The sequence below is a fragment of the Prevotella sp. HUN102 genome (genome assembly GCF_000688375.1).
In the GTDB taxonomy this organism is placed as follows: Bacteria; Bacteroidota; Bacteroidia; order Bacteroidales; family Bacteroidaceae; genus Prevotella.
In genome coordinates, this window is sequence record NZ_JIAF01000004.1 from 1,951,291 (window position 1) to 1,974,567 (window position 23,277).

The following is a 23,277-nucleotide window of genomic DNA, read 5'->3' on the forward strand; positions in this document are numbered from 1 at the left end:
AATAATATAACCTGAGTTCGTGATAAATCCGAACTCAGGTTATTGCAGAAACGACAGCGCTCTGTCATCCTGAATTATATGAAATGAGGACTGTGAAAAGGGGAACAAACAGGAATCCTTGTATGTAACCATTCGCAAGGTGTACGCCTACACCCAACATAAATGAAGCATTCATAAAGGTTCCTCTTCCCATTCATCCCCATATATCGCGAGGTCAATATGTTATTTTCAGACCCACGTAATAGCATCGTGGGAGCGACGGACCATAGATATAGCCGGCATCACGGTTCCATCCCTTGTCAATGTCTTTCTGATAAGCGTCCGTGATGTTCTGAATGCCGCCATTCAACTGTGCCTTCACGCTCTTGTGAATCTTGAAATCATAGGCAAGTTTTAGGCTCAGCGTCATAAACGACGGCGTATTCACGGCCACCGGTGCATCAACACCCGAACCGGCAGCGTGTCCCACGAGCATTTTGCCCGTATAATTGCCTGAAAGGGATGCTGTGAAGTTCTTTACCGGAGTTATCTGCGCCGTGAAATAACCGTAAATATCGGGCGTGCGCAACATTTTCTTCTCGGCGGGCGCACCCTCGTCCCACTCCACGGCTTCCTTGTATTCGCTCTTCTGCCAAGTGAAACCTGCCTGAAGTTGCAGCCAACGGCTGAAAACAGCCTTGCCCTCGAGGTTCAAGCCAATGACGGTTGCCGAATGGGCGTTGTATCTTTCAAGGATTCCGATACCATTTTCATCCGTCTCCTCCAGTTTGCGCTGTGCAAAAACATTATTAAGATGCGTAAAGAATCCTTCCACAAGCAGGTTGGTCTGCACGGAGCCGAAGCTGTGATACATATCGGCCGAGAGGCTGATACTGTTGGAACGTTCCTCCTTCAGATCCTTGCTGAGCCGTGTCTTGATGCGCTCGCCGCCGGCAAGCGTCGTGTGCAGGTCTTCGTCGAAAGCCTGTGGAGCACGGAATCCACCGGCATAAGTGAGTCGGAGGTGGACGTCGTCCGTAGGATTGTAGCGGACGTTCACACGGGGGCTGAATATCAGATGGCTGATGAGGTTGTGTTTGTCGAACCGTCCACCGAGCAAGAAGCTCCATTGGTCGTTTTTCCATTCATTCTGAAAGAACATACTTCCCGTTCTCACGTATTGTTTCGTGATGGCGTCATAGCCCAGAGCGTGGTCCTTGAGCCCGTCGTAGCTATATTCTGCACCCAGTGTAAGGTCGGCGGGCATAAAAAGAAGGCTTGCAAAATTATGGATAAACTGAACCCCACCCATAATATTCAAATCACGTGTCTTGCTGTAAGCCTTCATAGCATCCTCCTTGCTCTCATCCGACCCGTTGCCCGTGCCACCATAGTAGCTGTCGCGTGAGATGGACTGGAACGAAGCATAGGCAGAAAGATGGTTCAAGCCATCAGGAGTGAAGAGGTCATAGCCCAGATTTCCTCCGTGAATATTGTGCCGGAGCTGTTCGGCAATGTTCGATTCGTGGGCGGGAAGATGGAGATTGTTGCCCCCGCGACGGAACTCGCTCTGCGTATGGTAGTGTAAAGTCAGCTTGGAATAGCTGTTCAGACGAAGGAAAGAACTCAATCCAATCGTCTTGTTGATGAGTTTCGGCAAATCGGTATAGCCGTCAGCATCACGGTCGTATCCCCCACGGTTTCTGCTATGGCCGTAGACAGAGAATCCGGCCTTGTTGTCGCTCGACACCACCGATGCGTTTACCGTGGTGTTGTTTTCAAACGTCTTGCCTCCTTTGAACGCCATAAAGGTGTGCGAAAGGTCGGCAGAGTTGCTGCTTGGCTCTTTCGTTATGATGTTGATTGTACCACCGATGGCAGACGAACCGAAGAGAGCCGAACCTCCGCCACGCACCACTTCCACACGCTCTATCATATTTGCCGGAATCTGCTCCAGTCCGTAAACGCCCTGAAGCGCAGAGAACACCGGTCGGGAATCAATCAGTATCTGCGAATAATGCCCGTCAAGTCCGTTGATTCTCACTTGTGAGAAACCACAGTTTGCACAGTTGTCTTCCGTTCTCACACCGGGCTGGAAATTCAGTCCCTGTGCAAGGCAGAGTGACTGCGTTACATCAAACATCTTCGTGTCTATAACGCTTACCAGCGTCGGAGCATTGCGTCGCAACGATGCGTAACGGTTCGACGAAACCACCACTTCGTCGAGCGCAATATCATCCACTTCCATTGAGAAGTCCAAAGTCTGCGCCCCATTTGCCGCCATTACCACGGTTTTCGTAATCGCACGATAGCCCGTTGCTCTCACTTCTATCTTCTGATTGCCCACCGGCAAATCCTCCAGATGATAATATCCGTCGGCATTTGTTACACAGGCTATCATCGTGCCCAATACTCTCACGCTCACGTGCGACATAGGTTCGCCGCTTTCCTTCTCAACAACAGTTCCCGTAACATTGGCACCGCTCTTGTTGTCGTCTATGCTTTCGGCACCAACGAGCGATGGCAGGCAGCAGAACAGTGCCACCATCGCCGCAATCAGCCCACTTCGGGCTGTCAGTCTTTCTTTCTTCATTGTTTTTTTTAGTTCTAATTCTAATATTTTCGGAGACCAGTCCGTCTCCTCATTTGTGATTAATCTTTCGGTCAGTATCAAAACCTCAGCTTCTCTTCCGAGTCCAATCGGTCTTCATTTATCCCCCCTTCTCACTTGAACGCTATTTCTCCATCTTAAACATTATTATATATAAAGTGAGAAAGATAGCGTAAAGATGAAATGAGTGGGCACAAGTCCAATTCCCTCATTAAGACGATGCAAAGGTAGCAACTTTCCTTTTACCGAACAATACCTAAATACTATGAATTTAACAATCGCACAAATACCTAAAGATATATCCACTCGCATTCTCCTTTTTGTTAAATTCCTTTACTGAAAAACAGCCTCTGAAAAATTTCAAAATAGAAATCGAAAAGCAAAATTCCGATGATTCCAGACCTATTTTCCAATGACTTCATCGCGTTTCTGCGAAGTATGTTTTCCAATCTTGCGAAGAACGCAATGCAATCTTCGCAAGAATGTTTTTCAAACTTGCAAAGAATGAAGCGTAAAAACTATCCGATTATCCACCTTTATTGTCCTTTACCACGGCTTTTATCATCAAAACACTTTACAAGAATTTCATCTTTAATGATAATCTATTAGTATTCAACAAGTTACAAAAACGACCAAAATTCGCATATTTGAAAAATTTTCTCTCCCTGCTCCAAAATATTGAAGTTATGAAAACCCTTTTGTAAAATTTATTCATTGAATTTTTCTATCTCGCAACTGCTGCATATAACGATATAAATACCTACTTCCGTTCTTTTCAAAGTGCTTTTTGGGATTATCAATTAATTATTGTACCTTTGCACGAAAATAAAAATAGGTATAACAACATAAAATGATTACACTTTCAAACATTGCCGTTCAGTTCGGCAAAAGGGTTCTGTACAAGGACGTTAATATTAAATTCACTCCCGGAAATATCTACGGTGTCATTGGTGCCAACGGCGCAGGCAAATCAACGCTGCTTCGTGCCATCTCCGGCGATTTGGAAACAACAAAGGGTACTATCGATTTAGGACCCGGCGAACGGTTGTCCGTATTGGAACAGGACCACTTCAAGTACGATGAATTCAAGGTTATGGAAACCGTTCTTATGGGGCACGAACCTCTTTGGAAGAATATGAAGGAGCGCGAGGCTCTCTATTCTAAGGAAGAAATGACCGAGGAGGACGGCAACCGTGCTGCTGATCTCGAACTGAAGTTTGCCGAAATGAACGGTTGGGAAGCTGAAAGCGAAGCTGCTCAGTTGTTGCAGAATCTTGGTGTGAAGGAGGCTTTGCACGACAAGCAGGTAGCTGAACTTTCAAACAGCGAGAAAGTGCGTGTGATGTTGGCAAAGGCACTTTTCGGTAAACCTGAAAACTTATTGCTTGATGAACCTACCAACGACCTTGACCTCGAAACCGTAGAATGGTTGGAAGAATATCTGAGTGAGATTGACGAAACGCAGACCGTGCTTGTTGTGTCCCACGACCGTCACTTCCTCGATTCCGTAAGTACACAGACCATTGATATCGACTTCGGAAAGGTTACGGTGTTTGCCGGCAACTATTCTTTCTGGTACGAAAGTTCGCAGTTAGCTCTCCGTCAGGCTCAGAATCAGAAGATGAAGGCAGAGGAAAAGAAGCAACAGTTGGAGGAATTTATCCGCAGATTCTCTGCCAATGTGGCAAAGAGCAAGCAGACAACGTCAAGAAAGAAGATGCTTGAAAAGCTCAATGTAGAGGAAATTCGCCCATCAAGCCGCAAGTATCCGGGCATCATTTTCCAAATGGAAAGAGAGCCGGGTAATCAGATTCTTGAAGTTCAAGACCTGAAGGCAGTCGATACGGACGGAACCGTACTCTTCGACCACGTGGACTTCAACGTGGAGAAAGAGCAGAAAGTGGTATTCCTGTCTCGCAATCCTAAGGCTATGACCGCCCTCTTCAATATCATCAATGGCGAGCGAAATGCCGATGCGGGCACGTTCAACTGGGGCGTAACCATCACTACGGCTTATCTCCCATTGGACAATACATCGTATTTTGACTGCGATCTGAACCTTGTTGATTGGCTGTCGCAGTTTGGTCCCGGCAACGAAGTAGCAATGAAGGGCTTCCTCGGCCGTATGCTCTTCAAGCAGGAAGAAGTTGAGAAGAAGGTCAATATCCTTTCCGGAGGCGAGAAGATGCGCTGTATGATTGCACGTATGCAGCTTCAGAACGCCAACTGTCTGATTCTCGACACACCTACCAACCACTTGGATTTGGAAAGCATTCAGGCATTCAACAATAACCTCGTTGGCTTTAAGGGAAACATACTTTTCAGTTCTCACGACCACGAATTTATTGGTACCGTAGCAAATCGCATTATCGAACTTACGCCTAAGGGGATTATTGACAAACTGATGAGCTACGACGAATACATTCACGATGCTCAGATTAAGGAGCAGAGAGAAAAGATGTATTCGTAGGTCTCTCAATGGCTTTCTCAATAGAGAGAATGTATTTTGATTATTGGCACGCAATTTGTCTTTATGCAATAAAAATATTCCAATTATGACTGATAAAAAGAAAAAGATAGAAATCGAAGACGAAGAAATAGAAACCGCCGTTGATTCCCAAGAGGAAGTAAACAACGAGAATGCAGAAAATTCTGAGGAAACAGATTCTTCAGAAGAGCCAAGTGAGGACGAAGAAAAAGAAAATTCCGAGGAAGTTAAAGACGAAGCCGAGGAATGGAAAGACAAGTATATCCGTCTTTTTGCCGAGTTTGAAAACTACAAGAAACGCACTTTGAAGGAGAAAACGGAGCTTATACTCAATGGTGGCGAAAAGACTATCAAGGCCGTTCTTCCTATTCTCGACGATTTTGAGCGTGCTATCGCTGACAAAACAGAGGATGCCAACGCCATCAAAGAAGGGTTTGAACTTATCTATAAGAAGTTCCTCAAGTCTTTGGAAGGTCTTGGTGTAAGCAAGATTGAGACAGAAGATCAGGATTTCAATGTAGATTTCCACGAGGCTATCGCAATGGTTCCGAATATGGGCGACGACAAGAAAGGCAAAATCATCGATTGCGTACAGACGGGTTATACATTGAATGAAAAAGTAATTCGCCACGCTAAAGTAGCAGTAGGTCAGTAACTTAAAGAAGTTATCGGAAGTTTGAAAGAATTTTAAAGGAAAATAAAAGGAAGGAAACTTTTAATCTGAGGCTGACAGACAGAACTTTGATGACTGATTTGAAGACAAACTCAAAAGAATCATCGCTTTTCAATGCTGTTCACAAGATGAGTAAATTTCCTTATCAACCTTCTGATAAATTCAAAAATAAGTACAAACTTCCATTCAACTACAATCAACAACAATGGCAAAAAGAGACTACTACGAAGTGCTTGGCGTTGACAAGAACGCTTCGGAAGACCAAATAAAAAAAGCTTATAGAAAGATTGCTATCAAGTATCATCCGGACAGAAATCCGGATGACCCTGAAGCGGAGGAGAAATTCAAGGAAGCTGCCGAGGCTTACAGCATCCTCAACGATGCTCAGAAGCGTCAGCAATACGACCAGTTCGGGTTTGATGGACCCGGAGGAGGCTTTGGTGGATTCAGCGGAGGTGGATTCTCAATGGACGATATATTCTCTATGTTCGGGGATGTATTCGGAGGTGGAGGCTCTGGCTTTGGAGGATTCGGTGGTGGTGGCTCACGTACACGCCAGCATCGAGGCTCCGATTTGCGACTGAAAGTAAGTCTTACACTTCAGGAAGTTGCAACCGGCGTAACCAAGAAATTCAAGGTAAGAAAGGATGTAACCTGTGAACATTGCCACGGAAGTGGTGCTGAGGCAGGCAGCGGCAAGGAAACGTGCCCTAATTGTCACGGAAGTGGTATGGAAATACGCACCCAGCAAAGTATTTTTGGAATGATGCAGACCCAGACAACCTGTCACGTATGTGGTGGCGAGGGAAGCATTATCAAGCAAAAATGCACACATTGCCACGGCGATGGAGTTGTTAAGGGCGAAGAAGTTGTAGAAATCAATATTCCTGCCGGCGTAGCTGAAGGTATGGTTCTCAACGTTTCGGGCAAAGGTAATGCCGGAAAGCGAAACGGTGTGAATGGCAATATTCAGGTATTCATCGAAGAAGAGGAAAACGAAACGTTTATCCGTGATGGTCAGAACATCATCTACAATCTTTTGCTCGACTTCCCGACAGCCGTACTTGGTGGTCAGGTAGACATTCCAACTATCGATGGTTCAAGCGTAAAGATAAAGATTGAACCCGGAACACAGCCCGGCAAGACGCTTCGCCTTCGTGGAAAGGGTTTGCCGGCAGTGCAAGGTTATGGAAATGCTACCGGAGACTTAATCGTCCAGATAAGTATCTACGTGCCTAAGGAACTTACAAAGGAGGAAAAGAAAGCCGTAGAACAATTCCGTGAAAGTGATAATTTCAAGGGAGACAAGTCTACCAAGAAATCAATATTTGAGAACTTCAAGAAGCTATTCAGCTAATTGTAAAAGGGGAAGTCAGGAAAAGAATCGGATACTTTCGGTTTGCAGCCAATGGGTAATATCAATAATTGAGCTTTAATCTTGATGTAAAGCAAACTATTGCCCGCAATCGCTGCAAACAAAGTGAACTAAAATCCGAATGGCTTCCCCTTTTACCACAATACAGAACCACAAACATTATTACAATGTCCTTCCAAGAAACCATAGAATACCTATTCAATACCACTCCAGTATTCGAGCGCGTAGGCAGCACAGCCTATAAGGAAGGTTTGTCAAACACGCATTTGCTTGACGAGCATTTCGGACATCCACACCAGAATTTCCGTTCTATACATATAGCAGGAACCAATGGAAAAGGTTCTTGTTCGCACACTTTGGCTTCTATTTTACAGGCAGACGGTTATAAAGTGGGACTTTACACGAGTCCACACTTAGTAGATTTCCGTGAGAGAATAAGAGTGAACGGCGAAATGGTTTCCGAGCAATACGTCATTGACTTTGTTGAAGAGCATAAGGATTTTTTTGAACCTCTGCACCCTTCTTTCTTTGAACTGACCACGGCAATGGCATTCAAATACTTTGCCGAACAGAAAGTTGATTTTGCTGTCATAGAAGTGGGACTGGGTGGAAGACTGGACTGCACGAACATCATCAATCCCCTACTCTCCATCATTACGAACATTTCGCTCGACCACACGCAATTTCTGGGCGACACGCTGCCTAAAATAGCGTATGAGAAAGCAGGCATCATCAAGCATCAGACTCCAGTCGTAATAGGAGAAGCTGATAGAGACACGCGTGTTGTGTTTGAAGCGCAGGCTCAAAAAATGGATTCCCTCATTGTTTTTGCCGAGGATATTCCTGCCATTCTGTCTTCTTCAAGTCTGCCCAATGGAGGAAGAAAATACCAAACTCGCTTTTATGGCGAAATAGAAGGCGAACTGGGGGGCATTTATCAGGATAAGAATGCAAACACCATTCTTACAGCCACGATGCAACTCTATAACAATAATATTATCAGGAATATAGATAGCATTGGAAAAGGCTTTAAGGAAGTATCTAAACGAACAGAATTGATGGGCAGATGGCAAACCATTCAAGAGAACCCAAAAGTGGTTTGCGACACAGGCCACAATGAAGCCGGTTGGAAATACCTTTCACGGCAGATTGTCAATCAACCTTGCAAGACAAGAAGGATTGTATTTGGAATGGTGGACGACAAGGATTTGAAAGCTGTTATGAGAATGCTACCCAGCGATGCAAGGTACTATTGGACGCAACCAAGTACCAAACGTGCTTTCCCTGTCGATAAAATTGCTGAACTGGGCAAAGAACTTGACTTGAATGGAAACTCCTTCGCTACTGTTAAGGAGGCTTACGAGCAAGCTCTGAATGATGCCTCTGAAGAAGATTTCATCTTTGTAGGTGGTTCAAGCTATGTTGTTTCGGATTTCTTGACCATCATTAAGAAATAAAAAACTGTTCTGAACGATATGCAAACTTCATCTTATTCTTTTCGTTTACGAAATACAAAGATGCTAAAATAGACTTACCCTCCTTTATAAGCCCGCATCCGCTCAAATAGGAAAAGCCAGAAAATCAATACATATATAATGTATAGGAAAAGAAAAGCAGAATCTTTCAGATGAAAGATTCCGCTTAATATTGTTAGGCAATTACTATTTCTTAGCCTCCATAACTCCTTCAATATAAAGACGAGTCATTTCCGTTTTGCCGTTTGTACGAACCGTGATGCTCTTCTTGAAGTGTCCCGGGAATTTACCCTGACCATTATAGGTAATGTCGATAGAACCTTTCTGCCCCGGAGCGATAGGTTTCTTGTCGTAACGAGGCACCGCACATCCACAACTGGCCACAACCTGATTGATAACCAAAGGTGCCTTGCCTGTATTTGTGAAAGTAAATGTAACCTTCTGAATCGGAGTGCTTTCAGAGAAAGTGCCGAAATTGTGATTAACCTTGTCGAACTTGATTTCAGATTGATTCTGTGCCATTGCAAATGAAAGGCCGAAAAACATCATCAAGGCTATCATTAAAAACTTTTTCATAATTATAATCCTTTTATGATTTATATCTTCTGATGCAAAAGTAACCAGAAAGTTTAGAGCGATTGATAGTTTTTACAATTATTAAATGCTTTTTACATAATATTTAATAAACTCTTTAACTGAATTGAATTTATAGGATATAAATAGCGATATATCGGCTATACGCCTTATAATTAGATGCTTATTGATGCTCATAAAGTAAAAATAGAGAGAAGTCTACAATCGAGAAAGGAAAGATTTTTACTTATATACTCTTATTTAACCAACGTACTGACAGCGTTTTTCCATCATCTTAACCGGCTCTGTAAGTATCTGTAAATCAACTGATAATAATTCTGTTTCCAAACGTGCGAAGATTGCGATGCATTCTTCGCAAAAACGCAAGGCAAATGTGCGAAGAATGGAATGCAATCTTCGCACAATTGCAAATCGTGCTTTATCATCTGTCTAAAATGATAATTATTTCGTTCAAATGATGATATTATTCCGTTTTAACAAACGCATTCCATATAAAAACTTCCGGACTGTCATATATTTTTTGTTTACCGTTATACTAATTCGTCAAAAGTTTGTACCTTTGCAGTTAGAAACAAAAATATTGATATTATATGTACCGTACAAATACTTGTGGTGAACTTCGTGTTTCGGACTGTGGCAAAGAAGTAACACTTTCCGGATGGGTTCAGCGTTCACGTAAAATGGGGGGTATGACCTTTATCGATCTCCGTGATCGCTACGGCATTACCCAGTTGGTTTTCAACGAAGCAGAAAATGCAGAACTTTGCAATGAAGCTAACAAGCTTGGACGCGAGTATTGTATTCAAGTGAAAGGTATCGTAAATGAGCGTCAGAGTAAGAACAGCAAGATTCCTACTGGCGATATAGAAATCATTGCCAAGGAACTTGTACTCTTGAGTTCTTCGCTCACTCCTCCATTTACCATTGAAGATAATACAGACGGCGGCGACGACCTTCGGATGAAATACCGCTATCTCGACCTTCGCCGCCCTGCTGTCCGCAATAATATGGAATTGCGCCACAAGGTTACCATCCTCATTCGCAATTTCCTCGACAGCCATAAGTTCATCGAAGTGGAAACTCCGATTCTCATCGGCTCTACTCCCGAAGGAGCACGCGACTTCATTGTGCCTTCGCGTATGAATCCCGGCCAGTTCTATGCGCTTCCACAAAGCCCACAGACCTTGAAACAGCTGCTGATGGTGGCAGGTTTCGACCGTTATTTCCAGATAGCAAAGTGTTTCCGCGATGAAGATTTGCGTGCAGACCGTCAGCCCGAGTTTACTCAGATAGACTGCGAAATGTCTTTCGTGGATCAGGACGATGTTATCAATATCTTTGAAGATATGGCCCGCCATCTGTTCAAGGAAGTGCGTGGCGTTGAGTTGCCTGAAAAGCTGGAACAGATGACGTGGCACGAGGCAATGAGAAAGTATGGTTCTGACAAACCTGACTTGCGATTCGGAATGGAGTTCGTGGAACTGATGGACGACCTGAAGGGTACGAGCGAATTTTCCGTATTCAATGAAGCTGAATATATCGGCGGTATCGTTGTGCCGGGCTGTGCAGATTACAGTCGCAAGCAGCTGAACGAATTGACAGATTTCGTGAAACGCCCACAGATTGGCGCGCAAGGTCTTGTTTTCATCAAGTATGGTGCCGACGGCGAAGTGAAAAGTTCTATCGACAAGTTCTTCACTCCCGAACAACTTCAGAAGGTTAAGGAGACCACCGGAGCAAAGGATGGCGACCTCGTGCTGATCCTTTCAGGCGACAAGCCCAACAAGACACGTGTGCAGCTATGCGCCTTACGCTTGGAAATGGGCAGCAGACTCGGTTTGCGCGACAAGAATGTATTCAAGTGCCTGTGGATTGTGGACTTCCCTCTCTTCGAGTGGAGCGATGAAGAGCAGCGTCTGATGTCTACCCACCATCCATTCACGATGCCAAACCCTGACGACCTTCACTTGCTGGACGAGCATCCGGAGCAGGTGCGCGCCAAAGCCTACGATTTCGTGTGCAACGGTATCGAAGTCGGTGGTGGTTCCATCCGTATTCACGATACAAAGTTGCAGGAAAAGATGTTCGAGGTGCTTGGTTTCACACCTCAGCAGGCCGAAGTCCAGTTTGGTTTCCTGATGAATGCTTTCCGATATGGTGCACCTCCTCACGCAGGTCTTGCATTCGGTCTCGACCGTTACGTCAGCATCTTTGCAGGTTTGGACTCCATCCGAGATGTGATAGCATTCCCTAAGAACAATAGTGGCCGCGACGTGATGCTCGATGCGCCGTCTGCAATTGCCGACAAACAGCTTGATGAATTACAGATTAAACTGGACCTAAAGAGCTAACAATCTTTGATTTAAATCAAAAAAAACTATAAATCATTGATTTTCAACTTAGAAGTGGCTACTTTTCCCGAAAAAAAATAGTTCCATCAAGATAATTGATGTACTTTTGCAGCAAATAATTACAGATTGTTTTATTTGATTTGAATAGAAACCAATTATTGAAGGAAATTATGGTAGAAAAGAAAGCAGCTGAGGCAAAGCCTACAACAAAAAAGGCCACAACTAAGAAAGTAGCTACAAAGAAAGAAGCAGCAATTGTTTATTTGTCAGCAGAAAACGCAGGTTTCAGAGCTGGCGACGTTTACAATGCACTCGCAGCAGCAGAGAAAGCTCTTTCAGCAGCCGAAATAGCAAAGGCAGCAAAGATTTCAGTAGAAGATACTTATCTTGGAATTGGCTGGCTCTTCAAGGAAGGCAAGGTTAAGGAAGGAAATGACAACAAGGTTGAACTTGCTTAAAAAGACAATTCAATAAACCAAAATAAGGAGTCTGTATTTCAAATATGGACTCCTTTTTCTTATGCAATACGACAAAGAAATCATACGCATATTGCTTGAGGCTGGCGAAGATGGGCTTTCTGTCCAGAAAATCTCCCGCCACGTCTTCAATGCGTGCAATTCTCTCTTTTCGCCGATAGAACAGAAGGACGTACACGCGTATGTTCAGCAATACCTTATCAGGGTAACTAAAAATAAAAATTCGATTATAGAAAAGACACAAAAAGGCATTTACAGACTGAATCTGGACAATCAGGAAACCCAACAGCTTTGCCTTCAATTCACAGATGAAAAGGAAGCTGATAATGTTCAGGAAAAAGAAGTTGATAACAGCTTGTCGCTATTCGATTTTTAACACGAAAGAACTTGCGTTTGGTTCTTTTACAAATAGAACTAAATAAAACTAGATAGTTATCAATAAGATAGTATAACAGAAGAACGCTATCAAAAAATCACGGAAAAATAAAGTTTTTATAATTTGTTGGCATTATTGCGTACTTTTTGTTTTATTTTCAATACCTTTGCACTCAGAACTATTTAACTGCATAAATTCAAATAAAATGCTTAATAAAGCAAATACAAGCAAAAAACATCGTAAATACGACCCATACAGCGCATTTGATTCACAGAAACACGCAAGCATTGCACATAGAAGAAAGATGTGGAAGCGTGCAATTTTAACTTTTACCTGCTGCATCGCGATTATCATTGTGATGCTTGTTGCGTGGTTGTATGTATAGAAACCTATCGTATTCTCACATTATCATCTGCCAATGTGCAAATGATAATGTGTTCCATCGAAAGCAATGTGCATAGTTTTGTGGATATCGATTCCTTTTCTGCTTAATGACAAAGCCACGTGTCCCATTGTCCGCCTTAGATTAATTTCAATCATCGGATGAAGCAAATAAGCGTTTTCTTCTGAATTTGCTGCATTGGAATTTGAAACTATCATCATATCTACGCCTAAAGCTCCACGATAGCTGCAAGAAAGTTTCTCGGTCAATAGTTTTTCCAAAGTCCTACGAATACTATCCAATAGCCGCAAGTCGATATATCGCCCTATTATTTCTCGTTTTTCATCTTCATTTGTCAATAGATTCCCTCTATAAACTCCATTGACAGTCTGGAACAACGACAAGCCTGCATACGAAACACCCTCTGAAGTTGAGAAAAACTCCATAGCAAAATCTGTTACCTTATTATAATAAGGTTCAATAGTGATTCCCCCTTGATTGGAAATGATGTTCCGAGCCCAGTTTATATGCACCCTGTCCATAACACGGTCAATGTATCGTATCCCTCTCCCACTACTGCTCCAAGGTGCTTTTATGACAGACATTTCATTATCTGCTGCAACTGCCTGCAATTCATCCAAGTCTGTAACGTATCGAGACTTGCCAATAACATTTTCGCCAATGCCTGATTGCTGCAATTGCAATAATATTTCAACTGAAAACTGTCTGCTGCTATAAGTCCTTATCGCGTGCAATTGCTCATCAGATAATAGCAATCCATCTTCTATCCCCAATGCTTTCAATTGAAATTTCAAGGCTTTGTCCCATCCCCACGGCGAAATCTCTGTGATTTTGCTTTGTAAAGCTGCAAGATTATTCTTATCAACAAAAACAACGTCGTTGGCAAAAGCCTTGAACCGTTGCAGATGAGTGTTTGCAGCTTCGGCATCATCCACCCAAACGGCATCGCCATTATTTGCCCAAAATGCAGGAATGTAGCCCAAATCCGAACGCAACTGCCGGGCAACGTGTGGAGCTGTGAAATTTCTGTCGTTATTTGCCAATGCAAGGTCGTGCTCGGGATTGAAAATATGTAATATCATTTCATCTTATATTTGCTACTGCAAAGATACACCAAAGTAAATATAATCCAAAATAAAAGCAAAAAAACGTTTTTTGTAATCTAGAGTTTGCAAATTAGGGAAATAAATATTACCTTTGCACATTATAATATAGAAAGTTTATGGACGCATTTTTTCGCACTCATACCTATCTTGTCGAACATAATGACGCATCGGTTCGTCGCATCCTGATGGATGAGATAGACTGGAATCATCGTATGATTGGCATAAAAGGTACGCGAGGAGTGGGCAAAACAACTTTCTTATTGCAATATGCCAAGGAAAAATTCGGGTCTACCGACAGACAATGTTTATATATCAATATGAACAACTTCTACTTCCAAGGCAGAGGTATCGCCGATTTTGCAGGTGAGTTTTACAGAAGAGGTGGGAAAGTTCTGCTCATTGATCAGGTTTTCAAACAGCCGAACTGGAGTCAGGAGTTAAGAAGGTGTTACGATTTCTATCCGAAACTGAAAATTGTATTTACCGGATCAAGCGTAATGCGTCTCAAAGAAGAGAATCCCGAACTCAACGGCATCGTGAAGAGTTACAACCTAAGTGGGTTTTCTTTCAGAGAATTTTTAAATCTCCAGACTGGCAACCAGTTCAAACCATACACTTTAGAGGAGATTCTTCAGAACCACGAGCAAATCACCAAGCAGATACTTCCTAAAGTCAGTCCACTCAAATACTTCAAGGACTATATTCATCACGGGTATTATCCATTCTTCCTTGAAAACAGAAACTTTTCGGAGAATCTTCTGAAAACGATGAATATGATGACTGAGGTGGATATTCTGCTGATCAAGCAAATCGAATTAAAATACCTCACAAAGATTAAGAAGCTCTTTTACCTGTTGGCACTGGGAGGTCCGAAAGCTCCGAACATCAGTAATCTCGCAAAGGACATCAATACGAGCAGGGCAACGGTAATGAACTACATCAAGTATCTGGCCGATTCAAGGCTGATCAACATTATTTACCCTGTCGGACAGGAATTTCCCAAGAAGCCCGCAAAGGTAATGATGAACAATTCCAATCTGATTTACGCAATTTATCCTATACAAGTCGAACAGCAACATCTGATGGAGACTTTCTTTGTAAACGCACTTTGGAGGGAACATCTGATAAACGAAAGCAACAAGCAAGGAACATACATCGTAGATGAAAAGTTTAAATTCAGGATTTGCGATGCTGACAACCCCAAGATACGTCTAAGCGCAGACACCATCTACGCACGATACAACACCGAGGTGGGCAAGGATAACAAGATTCCACTCTGGCTTTTGGGATTTCTGTACTGACAAATGTAAAGGTAAAAAGGATAATTGGAATAACGGATTCCCTATACAAAAGAAACGACTGATTTCACGTCCTATACAAAATAAGACAAAAACATTATAAAGAATCATTTAATAAATTACAAAATGGCTAAAGAAAAAAAGTTTATCACATGTGATGGTAACGAAGCTGCCGCACACGTGAGCTACATGTTCTCAGAGGTAGCAGCGATTTATCCTATCACTCCGTCTTCTCCAATGGCGGAGCATGTTGATACGTGGTCAGCAAAGGGTCGCAAGAATTTGTTCGGACAGACTGTTGCTGTTCAGGAAATGCAGTCTGAAGGTGGTGCTGCCGGTGCAATGCACGGCTCACTTCAGGCTGGTGCTCTCACAACTACATTTACCGCATCACAGGGCTTGCTCTTGATGATTCCTAATATGTACAAAATCGCAGGCGAAATGCTTCCTTGCGTATTCGATGTTTCTGCTCGTGCCATTGCCAGCCACGCTTTGTGTATCTTCGGAGACCACTCAGACGTTATGGCTTGCCGCCAGACTGGTTTTGCAATGTTCTGCTCCGGTTCAGTACAGGAAGTAATGGACTTGACGGCAGTTCCTCACCTCGCTACTTTGAAGACAAGCATTCCTTTTGTCAATTTCTTCGATGGTTTCCGTACTTCTCACGAGTACCAAAAGATAGAAATGATCGATCAGGAAGAAATTGCAAAGCTTGTTGATCCGGCAGATATCCAGCGTTTCCGCGACCGTGCGCTTTCTCCTGAGCGTCCTGTAACTCGTGGTACGGCTGAAAACCCTGAAACATTCTTCACACACCGTGAGGCTTGCAACCAGTATTATGAAAACATTCCAGAGGTTGTTGAAGACTACTTGGTTAAGATTAAGGAAATTACTGGTCGCGAATACCACCTCTTCTCTTACTATGGTGCAGAAGATGCAGAGAACATTATCATCCTGATGGGTTCTGCTTCAGAAGCTGCTCGTGAGGCTATCGACTTCCAAATGAAGCAGGGCAAGAAGGTTGGTATGATTTCAGTACACCTCTATCGTCCATTCTCTGTAAAGCATTTGCTTGCAGCAGTTCCTAAGACTGTTAAGCGCATTGCCGTACTCGACCGTACAAAGGAACCGGGTGCAGAAGGCGAACCACTGTACCTCGATGTTAAGAGCGCATTCTACGATGTTGAAAACAAGCCTTTGATCGTTGGTGGCCGTTATGGTCTCGGTTCTTCAGATACAACCCCAGGTCATATCATCTCAGTATTCAACAACCTTGAACTTGCTGAACCAAAGAACCACTTTACAGTAGGTATTGTTGATGACGTTACTTTCACATCACTTCCATTGATTGAAGAAGTTCCAATGGGTGGCGAAGGTATCTTCGAGGCTAAGTTCTACGGACTTGGTGCTGATGGTACAGTAGGTGCCAACAAGAACTCTGTAAAGATTATCGGCGATAACACAGACAAGTATTGTCAGGCATATTTCTCTTACGACTCTAAGAAGTCTGGTGGTTTCACTTGCTCTCATCTTCGTTTCGGCGATTCACACATCCACTCCACCTATCAGGTAAATACTCCTAACTTCGTGGCTTGCCACGTTCAGGCTTACTTGAATATGTACGATGTTATTCGTGGTTTGCAGAAGAATGGTACATTCCTTCTGAACACAATCTTTGAAGGCGAAGAACTTGTTAAGTTCATCCCTAACAAGATTAAGCGTTACTTCGCTCAGAACAATATCACTGTTTACTATATCAACGCTACAAAGATTGCACAGGAAATCGGTCTTGGCAACCGTACCAATACTATCCTCCAGAGTGCATTCTTCCGTATCACAGAGGTTATCCCAGTAGATTTGGCTGTTGAACAGATGAAGAAATTCATCGTTAAGTCTTACGGAAACAAGGGACAGGACGTGGTAGACAAGAACTATGCAGCCGTAGACCGTGGTGGCGAATACGCAACATTGGCAGTAGACCCAGCTTGGGCTAACCTTGCAGATGATGCAGCAGACCCAACAGACGACGCTCCGGCATACATCAAGGAAATTGTCCGTCCTATCAATGCGCAGATTGGTAACGACTTGAAGGTTTCTGATTTCGTTAGATACGATATGGTAGATGGTACTATGAAGAATGGTGCATCTGCATACGAGAAGCGTGGTGTAGAAGCGTTCAATCCAGAATGGACTGCCGAGAATTGTATCCAGTGTAACAAGTGTGCCTACGTTTGTCCTCACGCAGCAATCCGTCCGTTCGTTCTTGATGAAAACGAAATCAAGGCATTCGACGACAAGACATTGGAAATGAAGGTTCCGAAGCCTATGGCAGGTATGAACTTCCGCATTCAGGTCAGCGTTCTCGACTGTGTAGGTTGTGGTAACTGTGCTGACGTTTGTCCGGGCAACAAGAACGGCAAGGCACTTGCAATGGTTCCATTCACACGCGACGAGAAGATGATTTCAAACTGGAATTACTTGACAAAGAATGTAAAGTCTAAGCAGAACCTTGTAGACATCAAGAGCAATGTTAAGAACTCTCAGTTTGCTCAGCCATTGTTTGAATTCTCCGGAGCTTGTGCAGGTTGTGGCGAAACTCCATACGTTAAGTTGATTTCTCAGCTCTATGGCGACCGTGAAATGATTGCCAACGCAACAGGCTGCTCTTCTATCTACTCTGCATCTATCCCTTCTACACCATATACTACAAACGAAAATGGTCAGGGACCTGCATTCGACAACTCATTGTTCGAAGACTTCTGCGAATTTGGTCTGGGTATGCACCTCGGTAACAAGAAGATGCGCGAGCGTATCGTAGTTCTTCTGAACGAATTGCTTGCCAAGGACGACACTCCTACTGACTTCAAGGAAGCTGCTACCGAATGGATCAACACAATGAACGACTCAGAAGCCTCTAAGGTTTCCAGCGCAGCATTGAAACCATTGATTGCCAAGGGTGCTGAAGCAGGTTGTCCAATCTGTGCAGAACTGAAGACTTTGGATCACTACCTCGTTAAGCGTTCCCAGTGGATTATCGGTGGCGACGGTGCTTCTTACGACATCGGCTACGGTGGTCTCGACCACGTTATCGCATCAGGCGAAGATGTTAATATCTTCGTTCTCGATACAGAGGTTTACTCTAACACCGGTGGTCAGAGCTCTAAATCAACACCTCTCGGTGCTATTGCTCAGTTCGCAGCATCAGGTAAGCGCATCCGTAAAAAGGACCTCGGCTTGATGGCAACTACATACGGTTATGTTTACGTTGCACAGATTGCTATGGGTGCCGATCAGGCTCAGACCTTGAAAGCTATCCGTGAAGCAGAAGCATATCCGGGTCCATCTCTCATCATCGCTTATGCTCCTTGTATCAACCACGGCTTGAAAGCTAAGGGAGGTATGGGCAAGAGTCAGGCAGAAGAAGCTCGTGCCGTAGAGAGCGGTTACTGGCACTTGTGGCGTTACAACCCACAGTTGGCAGACGAGGGCAAGAACCCATTCTCACTCGACTCTAAGGAACCAGACTGGAGCAAGTTCCAAGACTTCCTGTTGGGCGAGGTTCGCTATCTCTCTGTAAAGAAGGCTTATCCTAACGAAGCACAGGAACTCTTCGACGCAGCTGAACAGATGGCAAAACTCCGCTACCAGAGCTATGTCCGCAAGACTAAGGAAGACTGGAGCATTGAAACTGCTGAATAATTCTATTCAACATACTATTATAAAGGAGATTCTCAAAAGGAATCTCCTTTTTTAAATTCCTCCCCGAAGCGCATTGGCCGCACCATATAACCAGTTTGATAGCTCCACAATCAGAAAGTTTTATAGGATATTCTGCCATTATTGCAGCAAAAAGTTAAAGAAATCTTCTGTCGTACAAAACATTTCCGTAACTTTGCCTCGGCAAATATGGAGATTGTTGCTTATGAACCTTTGTGAGATAATCACTATAAAATTTACAACGATTCTCGCTATATAACCATTTTGAAAGCACTTGCAAAATTTTGAATTCACGTAACTATGATTATCGGAGATTTAAGGGAAGTGAAAAGATATTACTGCCTTCATCCACGTATGAAGGAGGTATTCGAGTATGTTGCGAGCCACGATTTCAGGGACGTGGCGGCAGGAAGGATTGTGTTGGATGGCGAGAAGCTGTTCATCAATCTTGATGAAGTGGAGCTGAAGAGGAAGGAAGAACAAGTGTTGGAGGTACATCGCAGATATATTGATGTGCAGATACCACTCGTTCTGGAAGAAACATTCGGATGGTCGGCATTGGCTAACCTTGGAGAAGCCGACGTTCCATATTCTGAGGAAAAGGACTTTGCTTTCTATCGTCAGCAGGCAGAGGTATATGTGCCAGTGAAGCCCGGACAATTCATTATGTTCTTTCCGGAAGATGCGCACGCACCACTCATCGGCAAAGGCAGACAAAGAAAACTGATTGTAAAGGTATTGGTATGAGTGGCAAGGGGACAAGGGAACGAGGGGGACGAGTTTACAAGTAGATTTGCCGATTCATCATATCCTCAAGACTTAACTCTGGATTATCGTCTTGAATAAAAGGTAATTAACTTCGGATCCTTATTTTTGTATTAACTTGCCCACTTGTAAACTTGTTCTCCTTCTTCCCTTGTAAACTTATCTACTCGTAAACTTGTTCCCTTGTAAACTCGTAAACTTATAAACTTATCCTAAAGTTCGGGAATAAACCCGAACTTTGGATTATTTCACAATCGGATGTGCCTTCAGGAGCTTTTCATAGTCGGCATATCCCTTCAGGTTTTCCATCCAAGGATGATTGTGGAGAAGCGGCCAACTGTTGAAATTTTTGTCGATGGCGATTTCCAACTTGCGGACAGCCATAGCCTTGTCGTCCATCAGCGCATAGAGGCACGCCACGTCGAAACAATTCATAGCCCCATCGTTCTCTGACACACTTCTCTCGGCAGATACCACAGCCGTTTTGTCGATGCCGAGGAAATGCTGCGAAATGAAGGTAGCCTTGTATGGCGTACCTACGCTGTCGGCTTCAACCGCCTTTCTGAAATCGCCCTTAGCCTCAACAATCTTTCCGTCCTTTAGAGTCAGCCATCCACGGAAAAGATACAGGTTTGGATCTAAGGTTTCTCCGGTTTCTGCACTGTTTCCAATAGCTGCATTGAAATCGTCCATAGCTTCCTTGTACTTTCCCTGCAAAACATAGGCGTATCCACGACCAAGCCGAGTGGTTTCGTCATCGTAAGCACGTTTCAGCAAAGTGGTGTAATCTCTGACAGCGAGGTCGTAGTCGCCCTTGTCCAGATAGATATTTGCCCGCTGACTTAGATAATAATCAACAGGCATTTCAGAAGCATCCGCAGAATCCTTTGCCAATTCCATAGCCTTGTTCATCCAACGGACAGCATCATCATATCTATTCAGACTGAAATGCTGCGCACTTATCAGTGCAGCATTCCTAGCAGACGGTTTCTGTTCATAGATTTTCTCGTAGGCTTTCAATGCTGCGGCATAGTTCTCCTGATATGTGTAGACCTCTGCCAAGAGCTTCGGCCATCTCGGGTTAGAAGGTTCCGCGACCTCGCGTGCCTTGATTTTCTGCTCCACCAAATCCTTCGTGCTGATGGTATCGGCCATCTTGTAAAGATATGAATTCATCAATTCTCCCTCTTCAATTTCAAGGTCAAGGATGGCGTCGATGGCCTTGCCGTAATCCTCCATAGCATAATATGCTTGTACATTGCCGTATTTCGCTTCAGCGTTCAACGAGTCAGACTCCGTTGCACGCCTGTACCATCCCAGTGCTTCCGGATAATTTTCCTCCGCAAGATAAAGGTGTCCCATACTTACCATCGCTCCGGCATTATAGGCATCCAAATTGAGAACGCGCTCATAGTCTTTCCTTGCCAGACCGTATTTGTCCTGCTCCGCATAATACTCTGCACGCTTGGCCAGAAGTTTGATGCTCTTTGGCAGACGCTTCAATGCCTCTTCGTAGATAGCGGGAATCTTTTCGGCGTCTATATCCTCATAGAGCTTTATTTTCGTCTGATAGCATCCCAACAATCCATCCGTATCCGTGGCGGGCATAAACCTGATGGCATTGTCGAGAGCAGAGAGCGAACTGCCTTCTTCCCCATTATTAATTGCATTGCAAAGGGCGTTGAGCAGCCACGCATACGCATTTTTCGGATGCACCTTCAGCTCGCGCACGGCATAGGCCTGTGCCGTCTTGTAATCATCATACTGGAAGGATTCCAGAGCCTTTGTATAAAAGTATGTGTCCTTCTGGGCAAAACTAATCAACGGAAGCATAGCTAACAGAACCGTTGCAAGAATGAATCTGATACTTTTCATAATAGATAAAATTAATGTTTTCGTAAATACGGAATATAAGCCAATGAGTTCTTTATGTACATCTCTCCTCTTCAGTCTAAATTTGTAAAGAAAAAAGTACAATGTAAAATTAGATATTATATTTGAATTATGCAAATAAAATGTGCTTTATTATCGGGAAATCTACCAGAATTTTCAAGTGTGTAGAGTCAACCAGCAAGTGCAAAATTACAACACATATTTGAAGAACTCGCACTTTGGTGTGGAAAAGTTTAATTTTTCCCTTGGTCTTTCATTCAATTTCTTCTGTATGGCCATAATCCTCTTGTCCGTATAGTTCTCAAAGGAATCCTTTTTAGGGATATATTGCCTGATTAACTTGTTTGTATTCTCAATGGCTCCCTTTTGCCATGAACAATATGGATCTGCAAAGTACACAGGCACGCCCAACCATTTCGTGATATCCTTATGTGCGGCAAACTCAGGTCCGTTGTCAGTGGTAATGGTCTTCAGTCTGTCCTTGTATGGCAGCAGCAGTCTCCTGACTGCTTTTGCCAGAGGCTTCGACTGCTTCCCAAATGGCAGTTTCCGCATAAGCAACATATTGGTGGGTTTCTCCACCAGTGTGAGTATGGCGCGCTGGGCAGGGTCGACGATCAGGTCCATCTCAAAGTCTCCAAATCTCTTCCCGTCCACTTCCTTGTTTCTCTCATGGATGCGCACCCTGTCCTTGACAGGAAGATGCCCCCCTTTGGGTGATGCCTGTATTTCATCTTGTGTCTTGTGTGCCCGGCAAGTTTCCCTGTCGGGTCATCGTGGATGATGTTGTAGATGGACTGATGGGACACCCTTATCCCATCATTCACACGCAGATACCCCGATATTTGTCTTGGAGACCATTGGTCATTAACGATATATTCCTTGATTCTCCAGACCAATTCGTCGGAGAGCTTGGAGTTCGTCCCCGTTCTCTCTCTGCGCTGCATGGCCATGTCGTGCGCCTTCGTCCAGATATACTTTCCCGAGGGCGTGCTGTTGCGTTTGATTTCACGTGAGAGTGTTGCCTGACTGATGCCGACGATGGCGGCAATTTCTTTTCTTGCGATTTTCTTTTGAAGTAAGGCGAAAATTTGCGACCTTTGCTCCGAGATTAATTGATGATACATTTACAATACAAAGTTAGTTAATCCTGGGGAGACTTCGGTCTCCCTTTTTTAATTTGTATTGCCGGTTGTTGCTTTTTCCTCGCCGAGAGATGCAGACAACCTCTCGCTACGCTTCGAGAACGTCTGCATCTCTCGGCGAGGGCTACTCTTTTTTGCACTTCGATTTGGAATCTTCAAGTGCACAATCTTGGGTTTCGGGCTTTGCTGTAATGCCTTTATTTTGTCCCTATATTCCTTTCTCCAGAAAAGTATATACTTTTTCATTAAAAGGTATATACTTTTTTGATGGAAAGTATATACTTTTGGGGCAAAAAGTATATACCTTTTTCAAGATCCAAAGTAGATTTCACAACTAACTGATTATCAAACTCTTGCAAGATAACGAAAAGTCGGAATGAAACTGGATTTGAAAGGAAAAGGAAAGGGGCGGAAACGTGCGGCATTTCCCATTTCAAACACGAAAAAGACTATGGACGGCAGAGGCTCCGGAGAGGCGTATCACGAATATGCGCCCGATTCTTTCGGAAGTCTGTTTCTGTAAAAATATTTCACGCCCATTCTTAAAGAAAA

Annotated in this window: 15 protein-coding genes and 1 pseudogene; 11 read left to right on the forward strand and 5 right to left on the reverse strand. The window is 43.7% G+C overall.

Features of this window, described 5'->3' with window-relative positions:
• Positions 1–214 precede the first annotated feature (214 nt).
• On the reverse strand, positions 215–2,572 hold the full coding sequence (locus P150_RS0113705) for a TonB-dependent receptor (RefSeq protein ID WP_028898185.1): 2,358 nt from the start codon (positions 2,570–2,572) through the stop codon (positions 215–217).
• A gap of 868 nt (positions 2,573–3,440) precedes the next feature.
• Here P150_RS0113705 and P150_RS0113710 point away from each other — a divergent pair.
• From P150_RS0113710 to P150_RS0113725, 4 genes are all read left to right on the forward strand, one after another.
• Complete coding sequence (locus P150_RS0113710) at positions 3,441–5,060, forward strand: ABC-F family ATP-binding cassette domain-containing protein (protein ID WP_028898186.1); 1,620 nt, start codon at positions 3,441–3,443, stop codon at positions 5,058–5,060.
• Between the two features lie 85 nt (positions 5,061–5,145).
• Entirely contained in the window at positions 5,146–5,733 is a 588-nt protein-coding gene (locus P150_RS0113715) for a nucleotide exchange factor GrpE (protein ID WP_028898187.1), read from the forward strand.
• 223 nt (positions 5,734–5,956) lie between these two features.
• Positions 5,957–7,108: a molecular chaperone DnaJ gene (dnaJ, locus tag P150_RS0113720; RefSeq protein WP_028898188.1), complete on the forward strand. Its 1,152-nt coding sequence runs from the start codon at positions 5,957–5,959 to the stop codon at positions 7,106–7,108.
• A 185-nt stretch (positions 7,109–7,293) separates the two neighbouring features.
• Positions 7,294–8,583, forward strand: a complete 1,290-nt coding sequence (locus P150_RS0113725; protein WP_028898189.1) for a folylpolyglutamate synthase/dihydrofolate synthase family protein — start codon at positions 7,294–7,296, stop codon at positions 8,581–8,583.
• Positions 8,584–8,787: 204 nt separating this feature from the next.
• Here P150_RS0113725 and P150_RS0113730 read toward each other — a convergent pair whose 3' ends face one another.
• Positions 8,788–9,177, reverse strand: a complete 390-nt coding sequence (locus P150_RS0113730; RefSeq protein WP_028898190.1) for a DUF1573 domain-containing protein — start codon at positions 9,175–9,177, stop codon at positions 8,788–8,790.
• 608 nt (positions 9,178–9,785) lie between these two features.
• Between P150_RS0113730 and aspS the strand changes: the two genes are divergently transcribed.
• The 3 genes from aspS (at position 9,786) to P150_RS0113745 (ending at position 12,398) form a co-directional block, all read left to right on the forward strand.
• Positions 9,786–11,546 carry an aspartate--tRNA ligase gene (gene aspS / locus P150_RS0113735; RefSeq protein ID WP_028898191.1) on the forward strand — a complete coding sequence of 587 codons (1,761 nt, stop codon included), beginning with the start codon at positions 9,786–9,788 and terminating at the stop codon, positions 11,544–11,546.
• 170 nt (positions 11,547–11,716) lie between these two features.
• Positions 11,717–12,004: a winged helix-turn-helix domain-containing protein gene (locus tag P150_RS0113740; protein WP_028898192.1), complete on the forward strand. Its 288-nt coding sequence runs from the start codon at positions 11,717–11,719 to the stop codon at positions 12,002–12,004.
• 61 nt (positions 12,005–12,065) lie between these two features.
• Positions 12,066–12,398, forward strand: a complete 333-nt coding sequence (locus tag P150_RS0113745; protein ID WP_028898193.1) for a hypothetical protein — start codon at positions 12,066–12,068, stop codon at positions 12,396–12,398.
• Positions 12,399–12,806: 408 nt separating this feature from the next.
• Here P150_RS0113745 and P150_RS0113755 read toward each other — a convergent pair whose 3' ends face one another.
• Positions 12,807–13,883, reverse strand: a complete 1,077-nt coding sequence (locus tag P150_RS0113755) for a hypothetical protein (protein ID WP_028898195.1) — start codon at positions 13,881–13,883, stop codon at positions 12,807–12,809.
• 140 nt (positions 13,884–14,023) lie between these two features.
• On the opposite strand from P150_RS0113755, the gene P150_RS0113760 reads away from it, so the two are divergent.
• From P150_RS0113760 to P150_RS0113770, 3 genes are all read left to right on the forward strand, one after another.
• Positions 14,024–15,208: an ATP-binding protein gene (locus P150_RS0113760; protein ID WP_028898196.1), complete on the forward strand. Its 1,185-nt coding sequence runs from the start codon at positions 14,024–14,026 to the stop codon at positions 15,206–15,208.
• Between the two features lie 123 nt (positions 15,209–15,331).
• Positions 15,332–18,904, forward strand: coding sequence for a pyruvate:ferredoxin (flavodoxin) oxidoreductase (gene nifJ, locus P150_RS0113765; RefSeq protein ID WP_028898197.1), 3,573 nt, complete (start codon positions 15,332–15,334; stop codon positions 18,902–18,904).
• Between the two features lie 318 nt (positions 18,905–19,222).
• The gene (locus P150_RS0113770; RefSeq protein WP_028898198.1) at positions 19,223–19,669 is read left to right on the forward strand and encodes a YhcH/YjgK/YiaL family protein; all 447 of its coding nucleotides are present in this window, start codon (positions 19,223–19,225) and stop codon (positions 19,667–19,669) included.
• Between the two features lie 261 nt (positions 19,670–19,930).
• On the opposite strand, the gene P150_RS0113775 is transcribed toward P150_RS0113770, so the two are convergent.
• Together P150_RS0113775 and P150_RS16595 are read right to left on the reverse strand one after the other, a co-directional pair.
• Positions 19,931–21,562, reverse strand: a complete 1,632-nt coding sequence (locus P150_RS0113775; RefSeq protein ID WP_028898199.1) for a tetratricopeptide repeat protein — start codon at positions 21,560–21,562, stop codon at positions 19,931–19,933.
• Between the two features lie 207 nt (positions 21,563–21,769).
• Positions 21,770–22,707 (reverse strand): annotated as a pseudogene (locus P150_RS16595) (IS30 family transposase).
• 394 nt (positions 22,708–23,101) lie between these two features.
• Between P150_RS16595 and P150_RS17715 the strand changes: the two are divergent.
• Positions 23,102–23,248, forward strand: coding sequence for a hypothetical protein (locus tag P150_RS17715; protein ID WP_155953022.1), 147 nt, complete (start codon positions 23,102–23,104; stop codon positions 23,246–23,248).
• Positions 23,249–23,277 lie beyond the last annotated feature (29 nt).

Excerpts from the sequence above, each read along its gene's own strand:
- P150_RS0113705 (WP_028898185.1), bottom strand. The coding sequence starts at position 2,572 with ATGAAGAAAGAAAGACTGACAGCCCGAAGTGGGCTGATTGCGGCGATG.
- P150_RS0113710 (WP_028898186.1), top strand. The coding sequence starts at position 3,441 with ATGATTACACTTTCAAACATTGCCGTTCAGTTCGGCAAAAGGGTTCTG.
- P150_RS0113715 (WP_028898187.1), top strand. The coding sequence starts at position 5,146 with ATGACTGATAAAAAGAAAAAGATAGAAATCGAAGACGAAGAAATAGAA.
- dnaJ (WP_028898188.1), top strand. The coding sequence starts at position 5,957 with ATGGCAAAAAGAGACTACTACGAAGTGCTTGGCGTTGACAAGAACGCT.
- P150_RS0113725 (WP_028898189.1), top strand. The coding sequence starts at position 7,294 with ATGTCCTTCCAAGAAACCATAGAATACCTATTCAATACCACTCCAGTA.
- P150_RS0113730 (WP_028898190.1), bottom strand. The coding sequence starts at position 9,177 with ATGAAAAAGTTTTTAATGATAGCCTTGATGATGTTTTTCGGCCTTTCA.
- aspS (WP_028898191.1), top strand. The coding sequence starts at position 9,786 with ATGTACCGTACAAATACTTGTGGTGAACTTCGTGTTTCGGACTGTGGC.
- P150_RS0113740 (WP_028898192.1), top strand. The coding sequence starts at position 11,717 with ATGGTAGAAAAGAAAGCAGCTGAGGCAAAGCCTACAACAAAAAAGGCC.
- P150_RS0113745 (WP_028898193.1), top strand. The coding sequence starts at position 12,066 with ATGCAATACGACAAAGAAATCATACGCATATTGCTTGAGGCTGGCGAA.
- P150_RS0113755 (WP_028898195.1), bottom strand. The coding sequence starts at position 13,883 with ATGATATTACATATTTTCAATCCCGAGCACGACCTTGCATTGGCAAAT.
- P150_RS0113760 (WP_028898196.1), top strand. The coding sequence starts at position 14,024 with ATGGACGCATTTTTTCGCACTCATACCTATCTTGTCGAACATAATGAC.
- nifJ (WP_028898197.1), top strand. The coding sequence starts at position 15,332 with ATGGCTAAAGAAAAAAAGTTTATCACATGTGATGGTAACGAAGCTGCC.
- P150_RS0113770 (WP_028898198.1), top strand. The coding sequence starts at position 19,223 with ATGATTATCGGAGATTTAAGGGAAGTGAAAAGATATTACTGCCTTCAT.
- P150_RS0113775 (WP_028898199.1), bottom strand. The coding sequence starts at position 21,562 with ATGAAAAGTATCAGATTCATTCTTGCAACGGTTCTGTTAGCTATGCTT.
- P150_RS17715 (WP_155953022.1), top strand. The coding sequence starts at position 23,102 with ATGAAACTGGATTTGAAAGGAAAAGGAAAGGGGCGGAAACGTGCGGCA.